Below are 20,228 nucleotides of genomic sequence, written 5' to 3'. Positions count from 1 at the left end.
AAAAAATACATGAACATACTGATTGCAGGTTATTCAAGTATGATTCCTGCGTAAACTTAACTTCTCTGTTTCAATCAAACGAGTAGCTAAAAGCATCTCTGCCAATACACGTTGGAAGGCATAGTACCAACCTTCCCAACCATCGAAAACACCACCTTTGAGAATTAAGCAATAAAAAAGTATGATAAAGGGGGCAAGAATTTTTTGCTTACGGATGCGATCGCCGAAACTAAGTTCACTGGCATTAGTTTCCAGCAACTTTTTACTCTCGATCACCATATAACGATCCTGCGCCCATAACCAACGACTTAAAGATTTGCGATCGTCATGGTGGATATATGCAGATAGCATTACCGATCTACCCTCTACCCAAACGCGATGGGCATGACCATCATCTTGGTAAACCGCTTTTTCTTTCTTGTAGAGTACCTTACGGGGTGGCAGTAGTGTACCACGCAAGGGCTTACCAAAGACACAATACTTGAATCTAATGCTGTAACTATTTACATCCGAATCTGCTGGTAGTGCTTGAATTTCATGAATTAACTCATCAGTTAATTCATAATCAGCATCTAGTGAAAGCACCCACGGAGACGAAATTTTTGTTAAGCCATAATTGCATTGACTAGCAAAGGAATCAAACTTTCTTTGGAATATTTGTACCTGGGTACAGGAAGCCAAAATTTCTAAAGTTTCATCAGTGCTATAGCTATCAATAATTACTATTGTGTTTGCCCAATTCAGTTTTTGAAGAGTGCGCGCAATATTTGAGGCTTCGTTGTATGTTAATATTAGCGGAGTAATTTCTTCTTTCATATATATCTGAGATGGTATGTATATTGCCCAATAAAGAAGGATTTTTATTTTAACCTGAGTTCGGGATAAGCTCAAACCATCATTCTATCGTTGCCTGAAACTCCTATTCTTTCGTATAACTAGCAGCGAAATTGTCTTAACCCGAACTGACGTTATTTTAGACAAATAGCTTTATATATAATTAATACAAAGGTAATTCTGCCAATTTTATAATGTTATATAGGTAAAGTACTATTGATACTTTCTTTACTGATTAAATCCTCAAAATCAGCAAGATATAAACGGGCAATACGCTGATAACTAAATTCAGATGCTTTCTGACTAGTTTTGATACTTATTTGGTATCTTGTCTTGGAATTCATAATCACAGATGCCATTGCTGTGGCGAGGTTTTGTGCTGCATCAGGACTACGATGTTCAAAGAAAACCCCTGTTTCTTCGTTTTTAATATAATCTTGAAAACAGTTTAAATTTGAAACTATTGGTACTAAACCAGTTGCCATTGCTTCTAGAGGTGCAATTGGAAAAGCTTCACCTTTCTCTGCCAATGAAGGATAACAAAATAAATCAGCTTGTCGATATATTTCTACCAATTTTTCTGACTCAAAAATTGGTTCTAGGAACTCTACATTTAATCCCTTTGCTTGCAGCTTCAGTTGATTTAAATAACTTTCACCCCCACCACCTTGACTTCCTTTACTCGGGCCAATAATCCTCAATTTGACCTGAGAAATTTGCTGTGAAAGTATAGAAAATGCCGCTATCAGAAGATGAATTCCTTTCTCTGGATGAATTCTGCCCACATATAAAATTACCTTTTCCGCACTCTCTGTACGAAGTTGTGCGGGTGGAGAAAAGATGCGTGTATCCACCGGGTTAGGAATTATTCGCATCCGTGGAATAGCAGCAGGATACTGTTGTGCGATTCCCTGCCAAATTGACTCTGACAATACAGTAAAGCGGTCGGCACGACTATATAAGGAGTATTGTCCTTTAGGAAATCGGCCAACACTGATGACAATTTTCCCTACTAAAGAACGCAGTGGCGCAAACACCGGTAGCCAAAAATCGTTGATGACCAAAATATCGGCAGCAGGTAGAGTAGAAAATGTTTGTAGGGCGTAAGCCAAATCTTTGAGCAAGTCGAGCCAGATATTTGGACTTTGGGAAAAGCCACCACGACGGATATATCTAACGCCATTGATGATTTCTGTGGGCGGTTGTCCTGGATAGGCACGACATAAGATAGTTACTTGATGACCTGCGGCTGCAAATTCTTCGGCCAATCCCTGCCAAATACGGTGATGCGCCCCTCCCTGTAGAGTCGGAATAGGCAGCCACGGGCCTGCTGCAATAGTAATGATCATGGCTACCTCCTTAAGGGGAATACAACTGAACACAACTAGGGGATTCACCACCACCAAGAATCCAGTGATAAACACTTGTCATATCTTTGGCGATCGCCTCCCAAGAGTATTTGCCTTGAACTAAATTTCTGCCTTGAATACCCATTGCTTGTCGTTTACTCAAAGGCATATCCATCGCTTCTTTCAAAGCATTTATTAATGCTTGCTGACTATTCTCAACCCACCAACCACAGCCATAGGTTTCTAAATCCTGCCAAGGAGTGCCTTTAGTGGTAATCGCGGGTACACCATATGCTAAAGACTCGGCAATTGCAAGCCCAAAATTTTCTGAATGAGTTGGCAGAATAAACAAATCCGCATTAAAGAGTGCAGAGGCTTTTTGTTCTCCAGATAGCATACCAGTAAATGTCACTTGTGGCTGCAATTGCAATGTTGCGGTTAGCTCTTCTAATTTGGATTGATAGCCAATTAAATCAGGGCCAGCAATGATCAAATGCCAGTCGGGAAATTGTTTTATCAGTGTTTTCCAGACAAATAGTAAGTTATCTAGACCTTTTTTAGGATGAATTCTAGATAGAAAAAGTAGCCATTTTTTGGCAGTCAGTTGAGGAAATAGGCTAACTAAAACCTTTCGATCAGGTTGAGTATCCAGGTTAGGAATAATTACTCCATTAGGAATTACAGCGATTGGTTGACGGAAATTTAGCTGGCGAATTGACTCAGCTTCCTCTTTAGAAGTTGCATGGAAAGCGATCGCTTTCTGGAGATTCTGCTGCTCATACAAAAACCATGCGGGCAGTTTTTTATACCAGCTATTTTGTAGAGACCAAGGCTCTAGCATACCTCTAGGAGAAATCAATAACGGTAAATTATTCCTGATGGCAGCTTGCCGGGCATAAACGTTAGGAAACATCCAAAGCCCATGATTATGAATTAAATCTAACTCTGTTGCAGCTAATTGATGTAAAGCGCGGCTGGCACTTGGCTGAAATCCTCGCAGATATTTTGCTAATTTTGTTGCAGTGTAGCTGTGAATATGGACATTTTTTGTGGCAACTGGTTTACCATGCTCTTGATAATCAAGAGTAAATAAATGAGGGCTAATTCCTTGTTCTGATAAAGCTTGTGCTAGGTTAGTTACTGAATAGGCTGGCCCACCACTATGTTCATTAATATTGGCAACTACATGACATATATTTAATGATTGTGAAACTATTTCCATGAGAGTTAATTTATTTTTATCCTCTTAATCATTATCAATAGATTATTTAGAAACTTCTTCCCACCAATACTTTAACAATGCCAGACTCCAGCGACGATACCAAAGTCCTAAATGGATATCTTTAGCTGCATTCATACCTGTAAAACATTCATGCCATTCATCTTTAATCCATTCTTGGAAAGGAAAGGAAAAACCTCGTTTTTGTTGGTTAGTAACCCAACTGGGTAATTCAGGAACAGATTCAATTAACAACTTTTTTTTCGGCATTAAGCGCAGGCTACTGGGTATAGAAGCAATCGTTTCTAGCAACACTCGGTCTACAAGAGGTACTCGTAGTTCTAGACCCCATGACATACTCATAACGTCACTATCTCTTAATAGCTGATTACGCATATAACCACTAATTTCTAATAAACTAACTTCATCTTCAAGAGAAGGTAGAGACATAGCTTGATGCTGACTGTGACGTAGGGGTAAATCCTGTTCTGGAAGGTATTGATTTGCTATTTTGCGAGCTTCTTGGTGAGAGAATATACCCCGAAAACTCCGGTAAGCCGCTTTTGTATCTGGAACATCTTGTAAGAAGTCTCCTATTCGTCTGATTTGTGGTGATTTCCCCCAATATTCTAAGCCCATACCAATACCAATGTTCAAGGGATAAAGGGCTTTAATTTTCCTACCTAAACGAACCATTTGTGGAATTTTCTGGAAAGAGCCATAACCCCCAAATAATTCATCTCCTCCTAAACCGGAAAGTACAACTTTTGTACCGTCTTCATGAGCTAATTTAGATACACAAAATGTATTAAAACCATCAACACTTGGTTGATCAATTGTTTCTAAAAACCCAGTAAATAACGATTTTCCTAAAGATGATGTAATTATATATTCTCTATGTTGAGTATCAAATGTATGAGCAATTTTAGAGGCTGTTTCTCCTTCATTCCACTCTGATTCTTCAAAGCCGATGGAATAAGTTTTGAGTGTTCCTGTTTGGGTTTGACGTGCTAAGGAAACTACTGTTGTGGAATCTATCCCACCACTCAAAAAAACACCCACTGGTACATCACTAACAAAGTGATGTTTAATAGAATCAATCAGTGCAGTTCGCACTTTGTCACGGGCTTGTTCTAATGAGATTTTTTCGGGAGTAAAATCAATCTGCCAATATTGTTTTTGCGTCAATTGATCTGCTTGCCAATGCAGATAATGTCCAGCATTTAAGCAGTAAACTCCTTCAATTAAAGTATGTGGTTCTGGAACTGAACCACTAATCAGATAACCATATAATCCCTCCATGCTCAAATTAACAGCAGGTAAGCGGGAGGCGAGGATCGCTCTGAGTTCAGAGGCAAATATAAATGTAGAACCAGATTTCCAGTAATAAAGAGGTTTAATACCTAGAGGATCACGAGCTAAAAAGCAAGTTTTCTCGAAATCATCCCAAATGGCAAAGGCAAACATACCACGTAGATACTGGACACAAATATTACCTAATCTTTGGTACAGTTTCAAAATAACTTCTGTGTCTGTTTGCGAATTAAACTTTTCACCTTGAGCAATTAGATCCCGTCGCAGTTGTTGAAAGTTATAAATTTCACCATTGAAAGTAATCCAGTATCGCCCATCAGGAGTAGACATTGGCTGATGTCCAGCACTACTTAGGTCAAGAATTGACAGACGAGTATGGGCTAGCGCGGCTTGCCGTTCTGGGGCAATAAAAATACCCGCATCATCTGGTCCACGATGTCGCAAAGCGATTTGCATTTGCTGAATCGTCTGTTCTAATTGTTCCTGATATTGATTAACTGTAAGAATGCCAGCAATTCCACACATATTGTAAAATTTTGACTAATAAATATAAATGTATTTTGTAATAAATCAGGAATTAAACTCAAATCTTAGAAATATTTGGGGAATAGAGATGTGATGTTTGAAAAACCTGATATAGAGTGGATTGAAAAGCCTCAAATCCAAACGTATCAATGACTAACCTTCGTAGAGAATCTGGTTGATAAATTAAAGAATTTGGATGTTTTTTGATGATAATTTGAGTCAGGTTTTGTGCGATCGCTTGCACATCATCTGGATTAACCAGCACCCCCAATTTACCATGACACAGAGCATCTATAGCACCGTCTTGATTACCTCCTAAAACAGCTTTGCCACAGGCTAACGCTTCTAAATACACAATTCCAAAGCCCTCGCCTTGACTCGGCATAGCGAAAACATCACAGAGATTGTAGTAATCGCATAGCTTTTCATCAGGCACAAATCCAGCTAATGTCACGCAATCTTGTAAGTTTAGCTCGGCTATTAGCTCCTCAATTCTGGTTCTATCGCTTCCTTCACCAACAATCACATAGTGGACATCAGGAATTGACTGGCGAATTTGGGGAATTGCTTGTAAAACTCGGTCATAACCCTTGTATTGTTCACCCGCAGATAATCTGGCCACAGTTAATATGACTGGCTGTGTCGGTTTCAGACTATGTTTTGCTAATAAATAGGCAGGTTTAGGAGCAGGTTGAAAACGATGAGCATCAAAGGTATTGGGTAGAACAGTGACTTTTTTGGGATCAAGGTTTTGTTCTTTGAGTAGGCGATCGCGTGTGTAACTGCTGACAGCTAAAATTAAATCAGCCTCCATTAAAGCTGTCTGCAAATATCTATTTTTAATATTCCATGCTTCTATTCCGTGAGCAACCACCCAGTAAGGAATGCCCAACAGCCGCTTGAGTATCAAGGACGCGATCGCAAAATTCAAGTGAGTGGCCAGCACTAAATCAGGTTTTTTTATCAAACTATTCCCAATGATTTGGGCTGCAAATAAGGGCGTGCGAATTTTGAGTGGTAAACCACCAGTAAAGTGAAATCGCGTTTGGGGTAAGTAGGTAATGCTCGGCAAAGTTTCCACTTCATGTTTAATAAAAACTTCGTAGCGACTGTCAGGATAAAGATTTTGTAAAGCTTGGAACAAAAAAGCTGAGTATATTTGGATACCGCCATTAAAACTAAACATCTGAGGCAACCAAAGATGTATATTCATTGATTTATTTTTGTTTGGCATATTCGAGTGCCTGAATTAGACCCTGAGTAGTCTGATTATATGTATAGTGAGCTACGATATTACGGCTATTGTCTCCCCACTTTTGTAAACGTTCACGATTTGACAATGCTTCTTGGAGACTACGAGCTAAGGCAGATATATCACCAGATGGAAAAATCAAACCATTTTGATAACTATGAACTAGGTCTTGGTAACAACCTACATGGTTACTGACAATTACAGGACGACCTAAACACATTGCTTCATTAATAGCCAGTCCCCAAGTTTCTCCAGCACCGTAGCTCGGTAAAACAAATAAATCAGCAGCAGCATAGGTACGGGGCATTAATGTTTGGTTTTGGAAAGGGGCAAAGTAAACATTTGGGTGTCTTGCTGCCGTGTTTTTCAATTCTGTTTCTAAAGGACCAGCACCTACAAATAATAGAGATGCAGGAGAAATATTTATTGATAAGAAAGCCTTGAGCAAATCCAAAGGACGTTTTTTCTCTTCCAGTTTACCTGCAAATAAGATTACTAGATGATCGGCTGGAATACCCAATTCTTTTTTCCATTCTTGTGCCTGCTGATTAACTGTATCAGATTGAGCCAAAAAACGATGATTATCCACTGCATGGGGAGAAAAAAATAGCTGCTTCTCAGCGACACGATGATGGCGGAAGTAATCATAGTTAGCTTTACCCACATAAAGACAAGCAGCGAATCGATGATAAATTTGTGTAATCACTGCTCGCTTGATTAAAGCTTTTACACCATGAGATTCCAGCAATCGATGGGAATCTCCTCGAAATAACAATGGAATTTGACGTTGATTCCAACTCCACAAAAAGCGATAGATACTGGCATAGTTATAAATCATTAACAGTGTTGCTTCGGGGTTAAATTTTTTAATTTGTGAACTTAAAGATGGATTTTGTAACCCCCAAAAATGATGAGTACCGGGATCAGAACTTATATTCGGCACAAACTCATAATCGTATCCGCTTAGTAAAGGGATATCCCATTGAATCTCCTGCTGAAACCCAAAATCTATTTGCTTAGTAACACCAAAATTCCATAAGTAAAAAACTTTTACAGTTAAACCTGCTGTTTTAGTCAGATAATTAAACCAAGGAGAATAATATTGAATTGGATGGGAAACAACTATTGCCAGTTTTTTCATGCTTTAGTTTTACTTGTCTTTTATGAGTAATAAACTGGGAATTGTGGTACTTTCTGTTTCTTCATCAAGACTACCATAATCCCCACCAATACCAGACCAGATTGAAATAAAGCAGAAACGTAGACTCCTGCGCTAAACTCCGATTGAAAAGAAAAGGCTAGCAATAGGACAGAAAATAATGATTGAACAGAAAGGATTGGTGCATTCATCGACCAGCGAGTAATTTTTCCGTATAAATTTCCCAAAATTATCCCCAGTCCAACACAGCCTAAAAGACCGAAATTTCCATAAGATTCAGCCAATAAACCCCAACCAATTTTTGTCCCGAAGGTGTCTTCACGTCTTTGTAATCCATAATGGACGCTCAAAATAGAAGTACCTTCATGACTTTGAATTTTATTAGGATTCAGGAATCGCGGAATTAATAGTTGTGGGATGATTGCATAAGTTTCTCCATATAAATAGGGAATAGGTTCGGGACTTTTTTGTTGGGCTAAGAGTAGCATCTGAATCACACTAGAACGTTCTACAAAGGATGATTTTTCTTCAGACTTAGATGATGTGTAAATATCATCTTTTGCCCTCATCCTTTCTAGGCTGTAACCAATCCATTCGTTATACCAGTCAGCATATTGTAAAGGTTGAACAAAAGTTGGCTCATCATTTTTAAACCAATATTTGTGACGCATCTCATCTTTACCTTGATGCAAAACAGAGAGGCAAATAGTAACCACTAAAATAGAGATAATTGGTAGTTTCTTACGACCAATAATAAAGGCAGATGTAGATACCATAAATGTAGATGCTGCACCTACAACTAGTAAAGCAACTGCATCTGTTACCATGTAAGCAATCAGCAGAATCACAAATAATTGTGATTGATGCTTTGGTAAAGTACGATTGCCTAACTGATAGGTCAACACAAAACTAGCTAGGACAGTTAGCCCTAAAACAGTACCTCGAATGACAGCAAATATACCTCCATCTAATAAAAGCCAACCTCCGTTTTTAGATAAATTGAATAGAACAGCTAGTGCCATTATTAATAAAAAAAACAAATTGCCTTTTTTACTGTTTAATGCACGATAGTGCTTAGGCAAAGGAGGTGGAGATTTTACTGATTTAAACCAAACTAAAGTTCCTATAGTTAAAAATCCAGCAGTAGCTATACCAGCAAATAAGTGACTATCAGGAGAATAAGTGCTTACTATGGGATGATTCACCACTAGAGGTAAACCATGAGTCCAAGTGTATGTAAAAGCAAACAACGGAAAAATTGGCATTCCGAAGGCTCGACCAGAACACCAAAGATAACTAGGAAAGATTGCAGCTACAGTGATGATAATGGCTGCCACTTTTGAAAGTAATGAATCAGTTTCTGCTCGGAATTCAAAGAACAATAACCCTATAGCAATCACCCAAAATACTTTGAGCAACTGTCGTCGTTGATATCGTTCAACGACTGGTAGTAAAGCTAAAGAATTATAATTGCTTGGGTATGACTCATTCATGGCAATTTGCTTTGTCAATAACTAGCAAGACACTGATCGAAAATTTGGCACTGCTTCCTGGTCATTTCTCGTGCCGTATAAATTTTAAATGCTGACCAGTTAGTTTCTGGTATATGTCCTTTCGGTAGAGAAAGCAATTGCTTAACAGCAGTAGTAACCTCAGCTAGTAAATCTTCTGGTTGGCTGTTGGAACTAAAAGTTATGGATTCCCCCGCTTGGCATTGTTTGAGAATATCTACTACAGAACTCTGATGATGAAAAACTGCCAGTATTGGCTTACAAGCTAGAATACAAGGATAAAGTTTGGAAGCAGTATAAGTAGAGTCATTAGAACCAATTAGTAAGATTGCATCACTATCTGTGAGGACTTTTAGGGCTTCAAAGTAAGGAATGCGTTCGGGATGTTCAGTCACTAAATCTGCAATACCAAGTTCTTGGGCTATTGGTTCTACAGTTTTAACAGCCAGTTCTTTGGGTGCATAGCTTGTACCAATAAAGTGTAGCTGAATTGATTGCCATGCTTGGGGATTTTGACGGCGATCGCACTGAATTCCCAAAAATAAGGCTCGTAAAGCTAGTGCCATATCATCCCCACCTCGACCTACGTAAACCCAATGGCGTTTGCCATCATTAGGTTTAAATATGTTCTGCTGCACCTCAAGTCCAAGAAGTGATGCAAAATCAGACTCTGGCGCACCAAAAGGTAGAACTGTAAACTGCTCTGGGCGCAAGTGAGGATATCGCTGTTGTAGGATTTGTGGATAAGCAGGTGAAACACTAATCACATGACTGACGGATGCTAAAGCAATAGGTTCTAGTAGTTTAGCTTGCAGTTGAGAAAAGCCATACTTAAAGCGACCGCCAGGAGGTTTTGCCTCATTCGCATTGGGGTTTTGGTAATAATCACTTAGCCAAGGGTCTTGGAAGTCTAACACATAGGGAATACCAAAACGCCGATACCAAATTGCCCCTAGCACCATTGATGTAAATATAGTCGTGGAAAAATATACTAAATCAAACTTCTGCTGCTGTAGAAGGCGATCGCCTTCCTGAAGCAGTTGAGGAAAACACCGCAGACCCAGACTACCCAAACCAAATTTTCGCGTTTGTTGGATGGATAATGCGCCTGTACGTGTGACTGGGATATGTGGCGGAACGGTTTTCTCCAAAAGTGGATCGTTAACTCCTTCAACAGCATCTGGTCGCACTGTGAGAATATGAGATTGCCAGCCAAATTCTTCCAAATAAGGCAAAGACATTCTTACCCTTTGGTGATCAGGGGCGTTGATAGGGGGAAAGTGTGGGCTGATAATTAAGACTCGATTAACCAATGTTAAAGACTCTCAAGATTTTTTTCTGACAGAAACAACTTTCATGAATTTTATCTATGTTAATTTTTGGCAAAAACTAGAGAATTAGAAGTAAATAAGCTCAGATAAAGCTGCTCATATTTACTCACCACTACATCAGCAGAAAAGCACTGTTCAACTCGTTGACGGCAATGCTCACGATTAATTTTAGATATGTTGGCGATCGCAGCACAAGTTTCCTCAAGATTATTCACCAAATAGCCGTCTATACCCTGACGTACAATTTCTGGTAATGCTCCACGAGGACAGGAAATCACAGGTGTCCCACAGGCTAAAGCTTCTGCAAATACAATGCCAAATGGTTCATCCCATTGAATAGGGACAATCATCGCTGCTGCTTGACCAAGTAATTCATTTTTCTGAATATCGTTAACTGGGCCAATATATTCAATCCCATCTTTTCCCAGATAGGGAGCTATTTCTTGTTCCCAGTAGTTTTTTCCCTCCTCTGTATTGACTTGATTACCAGCTATAATCAAGGGCTTTTTCACGTGTCGAGCTGCGGCGATCGCTTGATGCGCTCCTTTAATTTGTTCAACTCGACTGAGAAAAACGAGGGGAGCATCTGGTTTTACAGTTAGTTGGAATGTATATTTTTCTAGTTCTACACAATTGTGAATTGTCTGCCAAACTCCTCCAGCCTTCTGCCCAATACCACAAATATAATCACTGCAACCAGTAAAGGTGAGAGAACCTTTAGCTAATTTTGCCCCCCAACTTGTGGTTCGTTGGCTGGGGTTGCGTTGATAAGACATGATCTTGGGTAAAGGAGAATTGAGGATGGGTAACAAATAAAGAATGCGAGAAAAACTATGCAAAATATCCGGTTGAAATTTCTGCACAGCAGACCACAGGACTTTTGTGTTTTTCAAAGCATCCCATTGGTTTTGAGATTGCTTGCCCCACCAAGGAAAAAATTGACTGGCTTTTGAAGTAGATTCAGGATGGGCGACTAGCCCCACGGTGTGACCACGGCTTTGCAAGCCAGTGACCAGTAAATCAACAATACGTTCAATGCCACCATAAAGTTTTGGTGGTACAGGAAGCTCAGGATCGGCAGTCAGTAAAATTTTCATAGTGTTTCGATTAGTGAAGTTTTTAACATCACTAAAGTTTAATTAATCCATAAATTAGACTGGATACTATGTGAAATATTCTAGAATTAAATAGACAAAAATAATCTAACTTTTTTTGCCACTTCACTTAGATTTAAAGCAGAATTGATAATATTAATAATTTCTCTCTGAGTATTGATAGCCACTTCTTGATCAAGCATTGTTAAGGCTAGAATAGCCAAAGAATCAGGTGTGTCTGCTAAAGGCAGTTTTCCCTCATTCCAGGTATAACCACGACAGCCTGCTGGAGTAGTAATTACAGGGATTTGCCAACCCAGCGCAATTGCTAATTTTGTGCTACAACCTCGTGAATAGCAAAAAAGTGGATGTACAAAGCAACTCCAAGTACTTGCTTCTTTCTCTAGTTCCTCGTTAGAAAGTTGTCCCAAATATTCCACAAAAGAAAAGCGTTGAGTAATATCTTTTGCCACCGACTCAGGTCCACCTACAAGCCTCAAAGAAATATTACCAATAGCTCTTTTTTCTAATGCTTCCAGGAAGAGAATTAAGCCTTCTTTATTCGGAACGTGGTCAATAGTGCCAACGAAACCTAGTCTTGCATTGTGGGGATTCCAAGGTAAAGGATTGAGAGGAATGGTACGAGGAAACCAAGTAACATTTTTTGCTCCCAACCACCGCTCAATTTCAGCTTCAAAAGCAGAAAGGCAAAATATGTAGTCAATATACTGACGATGTATGCCTTCTGCCACTAAGCTCTGAGCTAAGAATTGTAAATCTTTGGATGTGATTTCACTAAAATTAGCTTTGCCGTTTTTTGTTCTGATAGCGTGAAAAATATCTGTACTTTCTAAACCATGAGATAGCAAAATTATCTTGCATTCGGGGCCGAGTTGCGATCGCAGTTCTTTAGCGATAGGAGCTGTATCTACTTGATTGAGAAAAATCCACTTAAGATTTTGCGCTTTGGCTTGGCTAATTACGTCCTGTGCTAAGTTAACAGGTAATCTTCCAACGTAGGGTTGAGGGAATAGTTTACGTTGTATTCGGGTAATCAGACCTCTTTCTGGTTCATAACTTAACACAGAAAGAGAAAAACCTGCTGTTTTGAGAGTATTGATGTACTCTTGGGTGCAAATTTGTACTCCCCCTGGACTGTTTGTCAGATACGCCGATGCAGATACGAATAAAGCTGGAGTTAGAGAAAGAAAGTTTGTCAAGTTTTGAGAGTCAGAATTGCTCGTAATATTTCTAGTGGAAATCATATTTTTTATAAAATAATTTAGGTATCAAGGTAATAAATTTTGGCAAAAACACACATAATTACCTTATGAATTAAACATGATTCTCGCTTTATCTTTAAATCTCGCTATTCTCCACCCTAGAGCAGCTTTAGCATAGCCATATTCATAAACTTGTTTCTGCACTTTTTTCGCCAATTTCCAACCTAAAAAAGTAGACAGAAGTTTAAACATTGGCCCGCCCATAGGTTTGATATCAGAACCACCGAACTGTTGCACCTTAGCTTCTGCTTCTTTACGTAATTCTGGGACATCAGGATAAACTTCGTAAATGAAGCGTTGAAACACTGTTGCACAAACGTGACGTGTACGTCGGCTATCTTCTTTGGCTAATAAATTACTTGTACCAAGCTCCAAAGTTGAAAAAGCTGATTCCCAAGCTCGACTGGATTTCGAACCACTTAAGCTATTAGAATTACCGGATCTATAGTAAGATTTAGCCCCCTGACAAAATTTAACACCTTGGCTTGCTAAGAGAACGCGGCAAAAGTATTCTCCATCATCATTTAAAGATAAACTCTCATTCCATAAACCAGCTTTTTCTGCTATTTTCCTTGGTACTAACCACGCTGCTGGGTGCATCATCAAGTGATTTTCCCAAGCTTCAACAAGCAAATCTACAGGGGACATATCTTGCCAGATAGACTGGGCAAGAAATAAAGCTTCTTGAGGGTTTTGATAAAATCTAGCCCATTCTCCTGATGCAATATACTGCAAATTATTAGGACTATTTAAGATTTCTAATTGTTTTTCTATCTTGTCAGGAGCTAACAAATCGTCAGCATCCAGATATTGAATGAAGTCTCCTTGAGATTCTTGAAAACCCCTATTTCTAGCCGCACTAGCTCCTCGGTTATTTTGGGAAATTACTTTAACGCCAAGAGATATAAATTTTTTAGCAATTTGTAAGCTGTTATCTGTTGAGCCATCATCCACAACAATAATTTCTTTATTTTTCCAAGTTTGTGCCAAAGCAGATTTTAATGTTTCTTCTATCCAAGGTGCAGCATTGTAGGAAGGAATAATAATAGAAATTAACGATTCCATAAAGCTAAATTTACCATATTAATTTAACTAGTTTGCAAAACACGTTTCCAGGCATAACGAAAATACCAAGATTTTGAATCTGCTACATAGTGATGCAAAACTGCTTGAGGTTTGATTACTTCTTCACGACTTGGCATCACTATGTAATCTTCAGGCGGAGCAACAGCACAGGGTTGACTAGACATTAGCATAGCTATAAGTGCTTGTTCCTGATAATAGTGAGTACCATGTTGCTCAATCATAGTTTTACACCAGTATTCCAGTTTTTCCCAATCGATATCCTCACTTTTTAACCCACAAATTCCTACGTTCAATTGCTCTGGAATTTCTGTCTGAGTTAAAGAAGACATAAAAGTCTGAGGATAACCATAGGATGTTTCTACATCTACCATGTGACATGATTTTTGAGGAGATGTGAGCCATTCTAGGAGAAAGTCTGGTTTATGGAAGAACAACATATCAGAGTCAAGTACCAATTTCCAGCCTTGAGAACCAATGTGAATATCAGTTAGTTTCTTCAGATTGGGATAATTAAGACGACGCTCCCTCAAATAAGGAAATTTATTTTGTGGTAAATATTTTTCTATACGTTCTTCAATTTCTGGCAAAAGAATAATTTTGGTATTAGGAAATATTCGCTTAATCTTGTTTTGATATTTCTTTTCTAAAGTCCCATCATCATAAATAATTGGACACAATAGCAGATTTGTATATTGCCCCATTGAGTAAGCACAAAAACAGGTTTGATACCAAAACTTACGCCCACTTAGAAAATAAATATCTAGCGATTTCTCTGACGCTTGGAGTTCAACAGGTGGTAGTTGATCAGCAGCATTTTCCATCTGGAGGCGTGACCAATAATCAATAGCTGAATTGATAGTACCCTGTCGGAATATACGCTCTAAGAATCCTTTGGGAGCATAATATAATTTGTAGGCGATCGCACCTAAATTTAATTGTTTAGCTAATTGACGAATTTGCTGATTAGAAGCAATATTAAGAATCATGGAAGTAAATATTTAAGTACTAGTTTAAGCTAACTGCTCTTGATTGATAGACCAATCTAGATAAATAATTCTTTTTATTTATCTACTTCAATATCCCTAGCCCTTCAAACATTCCACACATACCTTGCCATCTTACATAGTTAGCAGGATGAATCAAAGCTTTATAGTTAATAAAAGCTTTGACCTTTCTAGGAACAACACTCCAAGCAGGAATTTTATTCCAAGGACGAATATTGTGAGCATCTAAGACTTGAACCCAAGAACGAGAAGAAGAATAATTGAGTCTAGCAAGATAGTTTTTTGTTAAGCGGTTGGCAGAAATTAAGTGAGTAAGTTGCAGTTGTGGAAAATAGCCCACAGCCCAACCACCATCGAGTAATGTCAGATTAATATCACAATCACCACCAGATTGCAAACTTTTACCAGTCCGGTCTAATGCTAGTCTAGCGTTATCATTTAAGATGCTTTGAACATAAAATTCGGCGGCTTGTCGCCGTAATACCATACCTGCACCAATAGGCGCAAATATAGGGTGTTGTTTTTGGCTATGAGACTCTTTTTCATAAGCATAAATTTGAATATCATCACCCAAATCCCGCAATGCAAGACAACCCCAAAATTGTTTTACCCAAGATTCTGGTTCGACTTCAAATTCTGGCAGAGATTTACCACCGATTGCGCCTAAGCTGGGATAGGTGTGAAAAATTTTAATCGTGTCCTGGAGATAATTAGGACATAAAACATTATCGTCATCAACAAATATTAAGTAATCGCATTCATTTGCCTGAATACCTGCAAGTCTAGCCCGTGTGAGTCCTAAACGCTCTTCTCGGATAATTTTAGTATTGGGATGCCAGGATATATCTAAATTCGCAAATAAATCTGGGTTGCTAGAAGCATTATCAACGATAATTAAACACCAATCACTATATGATAAAGACTGCGATCGCAAACCGTCTAAGGTTCTTTGCAATCGGGTTAAATTAGGATTATGTGTGGGAATAATGACTGAAATTAAAGTATTCATGTACGTGTATTTACAACTTTTGCAGGAACACCCATAGCGATAGAATAAGGTGGTAGATCCTTGGTAACAACAGCACCAGCACCAACAACACAACCATCGCCTATTGTGACACCACCTAAAACAGTAACTCCTGCACCCAACCAGACATCTTTACCTATAGTCGTCGGCATTAAAATATCAGGTTGCCAACAAATATGTTGCGATCGCTCAGGAATAGTATGATTGGAGGACAGAATACGGCAGTGCATTGCAATCAGGGAGTCTTGACCAATAATCACACCTCCATGACCATAAATTACTGTATAAGGCCCAATAAAAGCATTATCTTTAATTGTGATACTTCCTCCCCAAGCGTGCAGAACTACACCTTGTTCTATCTTTACTTGTGGGGATAATGAAATTTTACCAGGAGAACCATTAGCAAACCCCAATTGAGCTAAAACTTGCCTACTTATCAAGCAGGAAGGATCTAATTCCACTCCACTTAATCTCAGATAAAGGCGATCCCAACCATTTATCAGTTTTTTATGTTGTGTAAGGAGGCGTTTAAACACAAGTAACATCTAAACCAATTTGTTTGTGAAAAATTGAAAGAGATGACGTAGTTTACTACCTATACCAAGACGAAATCTAATTTGTGAAATTAAGCTTGGCTGACCAATAGGTACAGTGTCTTTCCAAGGTGTATATTGAAGATATTGTTCATATTCATGCTTAAATGGATGTTTGCAAGCATAATGCCAAGGTTTTGCACTACCACCTCCTATGAAGTGAACAACTGTTGGATCAAGTTTAGCTTCGAGATAGTTGAATTTTTCGTATCTATCTTGATAACCAGGATGAATTTCAACTTCTTGGTCATCCATAAAAACTTGTGAATTCCATTTTAAATCTATAGGCAACCAAGAATGATGAAGGAGCATATTGAGAACATCTTGATCCCACCATTGCAACTTTTCACTTTGTTGACTAATAAGTTCGCAACCTCGTTCAAAAATATTTAATTCTCGCCAATATTTAAGGTTGACCAACATTAAGCCAGAATTAAAGTAGAGAGAATTTTCTGGTAAATCTATTTTTCCTGGATAATTGTCCATCCCCACAGCAATAGCGGCTGCATGACTAAAATTATCGATATCAATTTCCCATAAATAGTCTATTTTATTACGGAAAATTATATCCGAATCTATATACAATACCTTGCTTAAGTTTTTAGGTAAGACTTCAGCCATTAATAGTCTAAAGTATGCAGCGATAGATATGTGATGACTAATAGGTGCGTTTTGAAAACTATTTTTATCTACGGTAATAAAATTAAATTTATCTATATTCTTACCAAGAAAATTCTTTAATTTATTAATGTTACTTAATTGGGTTTTATCAGTAATGATATAAACTTCAAAAATTTGAACAGGATTATTTTTGAATAGAGATGCCAACATAACTGCACAGTGCTGTGCATATCTGTCATCTATTGTACAAACAACACTAATACTCATAGTAATAATATTATTATTTAAATGTTAAGTATAGAAATACATTACCACTTTGTTCACAGTATTTTGATGATAGATTACAATTTCTAACCTATTTTCCGGTCTTGATAGCTTAAATAGAACCAACTGGGCAATAATAAGCTTATTCGATTGCGAAGTCCATGTTTTTTAACTAATCTGTACCAATAATATAGCCGTTGAGTCAAGGGGATAAATTTTAGGTAAGGTTGAATTGCTAGGATAAAATCAGAGTACCAGCCATATACACTGGGTAAAAACACATCTGGCTCACTTAAAAACATTTTATCCTGTGAAACTAAGGACGGAGTTATCCGAGGTAAAGTAGTGGCACGCAGATAGAGATTTTCCAAAGCAGGTTGCCAATTACTTGCCCAATGTGTTTGGGCTATTTTATTTTTTGTCGCTTCCCCCAAAGAAAGTCTATATTCTTCATCTTCTATCAAACGCGATAGAGCATCTGTATACTCTTCCAGGTTTCGTACTCGAATGAGATTTCCTGTCAAACCAGGCATATCAGCACCAAGAATTGCGGAACTGTCAGAAGAATAGGGATAACGGCTGACTAGAGGTACACCATAGCTTCCCGCTTCTAATAGGGATGTAATAGAAACAAATGGAAACGAGTCAACATAAATGTCGGCAGCTTGGTAGTATATGGCAGTGTTTTCAGTTTCAGCGATCGCTTTGATTCTACCTTGTGTTTGCTCAATAGCTTCTAGCCAATCATCCTGATGATTCGCACCAACAACCAACAGACAAGCATTTTTGTATTTTTCTAAGACAGGAATATGTGCATCGGCAAAACTGATACCATTGACAGACCTACTGTATTTTACAGATCGAGCGATCGAAAGTAACACGATAGCATTTTCTTCAAAACCGAGTTTTCGCTTCGCTTCTGCACGGGAAAGTTTTCTGTAAATAGGTTCGATTACAGTAGGCAATAGTACGCTACGTTGTGGCTTGATACCCCGTCGTTGCTGTGATAAGTGCATACCAGATTCACGCAAATTAGCAACTACATCGCTGGTACTAGCCCCTAACCAAAACAGGTGATCTGCATAATCAACAAAGATAACTGGTGGAGATTGATCTTTATTCGCAAAGGCAATCATCGGAATCACATCTTGATTATATACGTGCAGCACAACTAAATCTGCTGTTGCAGCAATTTCCCGTAGCTTTTTAGCTCTAGGAATAATACCGTTAACTTCCTTATTCAATACATACATTTTGCCGTGGCTCTGGTTCACCGACTCCTTCAAGATTTGCGGTATTTCATTTGATTCCTGCTTTGTTAAAGCAAGTGAATGGATACTCTCTGTATCCTGTTGAATCCAACGCCAAAGCATCTTGGAAAGTCCACCAATAGACATCACAGATGTACATACATGGAGTATGTTCTTTGGTTTATTAGATTTAGATATCGAAGAATCTTTTCTCAGATAGCTATTATGTTCAATGGACTGTTTGCCAATTTCTAAGAGGATTTGCTCAAGTTCAAAGCTCACAAACAAACCACAAGGTTGTCCACATGCAAACCAAGCTGCCATTTCTCCACAAACTGCTGCTTCCTCATACTTACGACGCTTAACCAGTGTTTTCGCTTGTACTACTAAACTACGAAACACTCCAAAGTTTTGAGGAATGAGATGGCTACCTTCTTCGCGCCAGAGGCTCAGGGTATCTTGAGATATTGTTTCCATATCAACTCTTGCTCATAGTTACTGCCAATAGATGCAAATTACTACTAGCTAAAGAAGGTAAACTTTTCTCCTTCAAAGTCACCTGCTAGCAGCATTTTGCCGGTTTTCATATCAACTGTAAATAAGGCATTGTTTTTTCCTTCATTGATAGATGCAAGTGCATACAATTGACCGGAAGGAGAGAACGCCAAATCTTTTACATCGTTGAGTAGAGGTCGTCCTTCAAAGGAGAGCGGGGTCAGCCTGTTAATTTTGACTTTGCCGGTAATTATGGCTTTATCTTGTAAGTTCATCCAAATGAGAATAGGAACACCCTCTGAGCCAATCTCAGTGGCGAAAATAGTTCCCTTGGAATCTAGACATAAATTCGCAAATCGATGGTTAGGTGGCAGTGGAGGCAGGTTAAGCTCATCACCAGAAAGAATTTTACCTGTTTTTAAATCGATTGTTTTGAAGGAAAAAGGTGGGATGCCCTCATTACCTATTAAGCATAGAAGTTGATTATTGGGAAGATGAAGCAAACTTTCAACTGTCTGGGTCGCACTCTCTAAACCTAGAATTTTTTTGGCTTTGAATCTAGGGTTGTTAGCACCTCCGACAGTAGAAATTAGATGGTTGAAACAACCATGTCTCGTGTGAGAAACTGTAGAAATGACCAAGTTGCCTTCTCCCAACATTACCACTTTCGTCACCCGGTCAGAGTCAGCCAAAAAGAAAGCCCGCGATTTTTTGGCCACAGGTAATGGATTGTCCACAGACTGATCTGCCACATTAGTCTTAGCGAGAAACTTTTTCGTTTTCATATCGGCAATATTGAGATCCAATGCTGGAGCTTGATCTTCCTTGTTTCGAGCTTTGGATGCACTACCGATCTTCACTCCGTAGGTAATTTCTTGGCTCGGTGTGATTGTCTTAGCCAGAACCTGACTAGAGAAATCGACAAGAATAGTGGAAGTGAAACTGGCTGCTGCCAGCTTACCAAACTGGCGACGTTTCAAATGTGCCATTGCTATACTCCTTATTTATATTGATAGT

17 protein-coding genes are annotated in these 20,228 nt (G+C 38.6%); all 17 read right to left on the bottom strand.

From position 1 onward, the window contains the following. Positions 1-33: 33 nt before the first annotated feature. Entirely contained in the window at positions 34-816 is a 783-nt protein-coding gene (locus tag VB693_RS11845; protein ID WP_323266438.1) for a glycosyltransferase family 2 protein, read from the bottom strand. 215 nt (positions 817-1,031) lie between these two features. After that, entirely contained in the window at positions 1,032-2,183 is a 1,152-nt protein-coding gene (locus VB693_RS11840) for a glycosyltransferase family 4 protein (protein ID WP_323266437.1), read from the bottom strand. Positions 2,184-2,193: 10 nt separating this feature from the next. Further along, entirely contained in the window at positions 2,194-3,405 is a 1,212-nt protein-coding gene (locus tag VB693_RS11835; protein ID WP_323266436.1) for a glycosyltransferase, read from the bottom strand. A 42-nt stretch (positions 3,406-3,447) separates the two neighbouring features. Further along, positions 3,448-5,241, bottom strand: a complete 1,794-nt coding sequence (gene asnB, locus VB693_RS11830) for an asparagine synthase (glutamine-hydrolyzing) (protein ID WP_323266435.1) — start codon at positions 5,239-5,241, stop codon at positions 3,448-3,450. Between the two features lie 58 nt (positions 5,242-5,299). Further along, entirely contained in the window at positions 5,300-6,475 is a 1,176-nt protein-coding gene (locus VB693_RS11825) for a glycosyltransferase (RefSeq protein WP_323266434.1), read from the bottom strand. Beyond that, a complete protein-coding gene (locus VB693_RS11820) occupies positions 6,459-7,634 on the bottom strand; it encodes a glycosyltransferase family 4 protein (RefSeq protein WP_323266433.1) in 1,176 nt (391 codons plus the stop codon). The genes VB693_RS11825 and VB693_RS11820 overlap by 17 nt, the downstream gene beginning before the upstream one ends. Positions 7,635-7,654: 20 nt before the next feature. Continuing rightward, positions 7,655-9,145 (bottom strand): O-antigen polysaccharide polymerase Wzy, encoded by a 1,491-nt coding sequence (gene wzy / locus VB693_RS11815; RefSeq protein WP_323266432.1) that lies wholly within the window; start codon positions 9,143-9,145, stop codon positions 7,655-7,657. A gap of 14 nt (positions 9,146-9,159) precedes the next feature. Then, positions 9,160-10,404 carry a glycosyltransferase gene (locus VB693_RS11810; protein WP_323266431.1) on the bottom strand — a complete coding sequence of 415 codons (1,245 nt, stop codon included), beginning with the start codon at positions 10,402-10,404 and terminating at the stop codon, positions 9,160-9,162. A 131-nt stretch (positions 10,405-10,535) separates the two neighbouring features. Beyond that, on the bottom strand, positions 10,536-11,591 hold the full coding sequence (locus tag VB693_RS11805; protein WP_323266430.1) for a glycosyltransferase: 1,056 nt from the start codon (positions 11,589-11,591) through the stop codon (positions 10,536-10,538). An 86-nt stretch (positions 11,592-11,677) separates the two neighbouring features. After that, positions 11,678-12,853, bottom strand: coding sequence for a glycosyltransferase (locus VB693_RS11800; RefSeq protein ID WP_323266429.1), 1,176 nt, complete (start codon positions 12,851-12,853; stop codon positions 11,678-11,680). 63 nt (positions 12,854-12,916) lie between these two features. Further along, a complete protein-coding gene (locus VB693_RS11795; protein ID WP_323266428.1) occupies positions 12,917-13,936 on the bottom strand; it encodes a glycosyltransferase family 2 protein in 1,020 nt (339 codons plus the stop codon). Between the two features lie 23 nt (positions 13,937-13,959). Beyond that, entirely contained in the window at positions 13,960-14,943 is a 984-nt protein-coding gene (locus VB693_RS11790) for a glycosyl transferase (RefSeq protein ID WP_323266427.1), read from the bottom strand. Positions 14,944-15,025: 82 nt separating this feature from the next. Then, on the bottom strand, positions 15,026-15,970 hold the full coding sequence (locus tag VB693_RS11785; protein ID WP_323266426.1) for a glycosyltransferase: 945 nt from the start codon (positions 15,968-15,970) through the stop codon (positions 15,026-15,028). Then, positions 15,967-16,524 carry an acyltransferase gene (locus VB693_RS11780; RefSeq protein WP_323266425.1) on the bottom strand — a complete coding sequence of 186 codons (558 nt, stop codon included), beginning with the start codon at positions 16,522-16,524 and terminating at the stop codon, positions 15,967-15,969. The genes VB693_RS11785 and VB693_RS11780 overlap by 4 nt, the downstream gene beginning before the upstream one ends. A 9-nt stretch (positions 16,525-16,533) precedes the next feature. After that, complete coding sequence (locus VB693_RS11775; RefSeq protein WP_323266424.1) at positions 16,534-17,469, bottom strand: glycosyltransferase family 8 protein; 936 nt, start codon at positions 17,467-17,469, stop codon at positions 16,534-16,536. Positions 17,470-17,552: 83 nt separating this feature from the next. Next, on the bottom strand, positions 17,553-19,193 hold the full coding sequence (locus VB693_RS11770; protein ID WP_323266423.1) for a glycosyltransferase: 1,641 nt from the start codon (positions 19,191-19,193) through the stop codon (positions 17,553-17,555). A gap of 44 nt (positions 19,194-19,237) precedes the next feature. Further along, on the bottom strand, positions 19,238-20,200 hold the full coding sequence (locus VB693_RS11765; RefSeq protein ID WP_323266422.1) for a hypothetical protein: 963 nt from the start codon (positions 20,198-20,200) through the stop codon (positions 19,238-19,240). Positions 20,201-20,228: the final 28 nt, after the last annotated feature.

It is taken from the genome of Anabaena sp. UHCC 0399 (genome assembly GCF_034931465.1).
GTDB lineage: Bacteria > Cyanobacteriota > Cyanobacteriia > Cyanobacteriales > Nostocaceae > Trichormus > Trichormus minutissimus.
The sequence above is the reverse complement of the archived record's forward strand: the minus strand, read 5'-3'. Positions and strand labels throughout refer to the sequence as shown.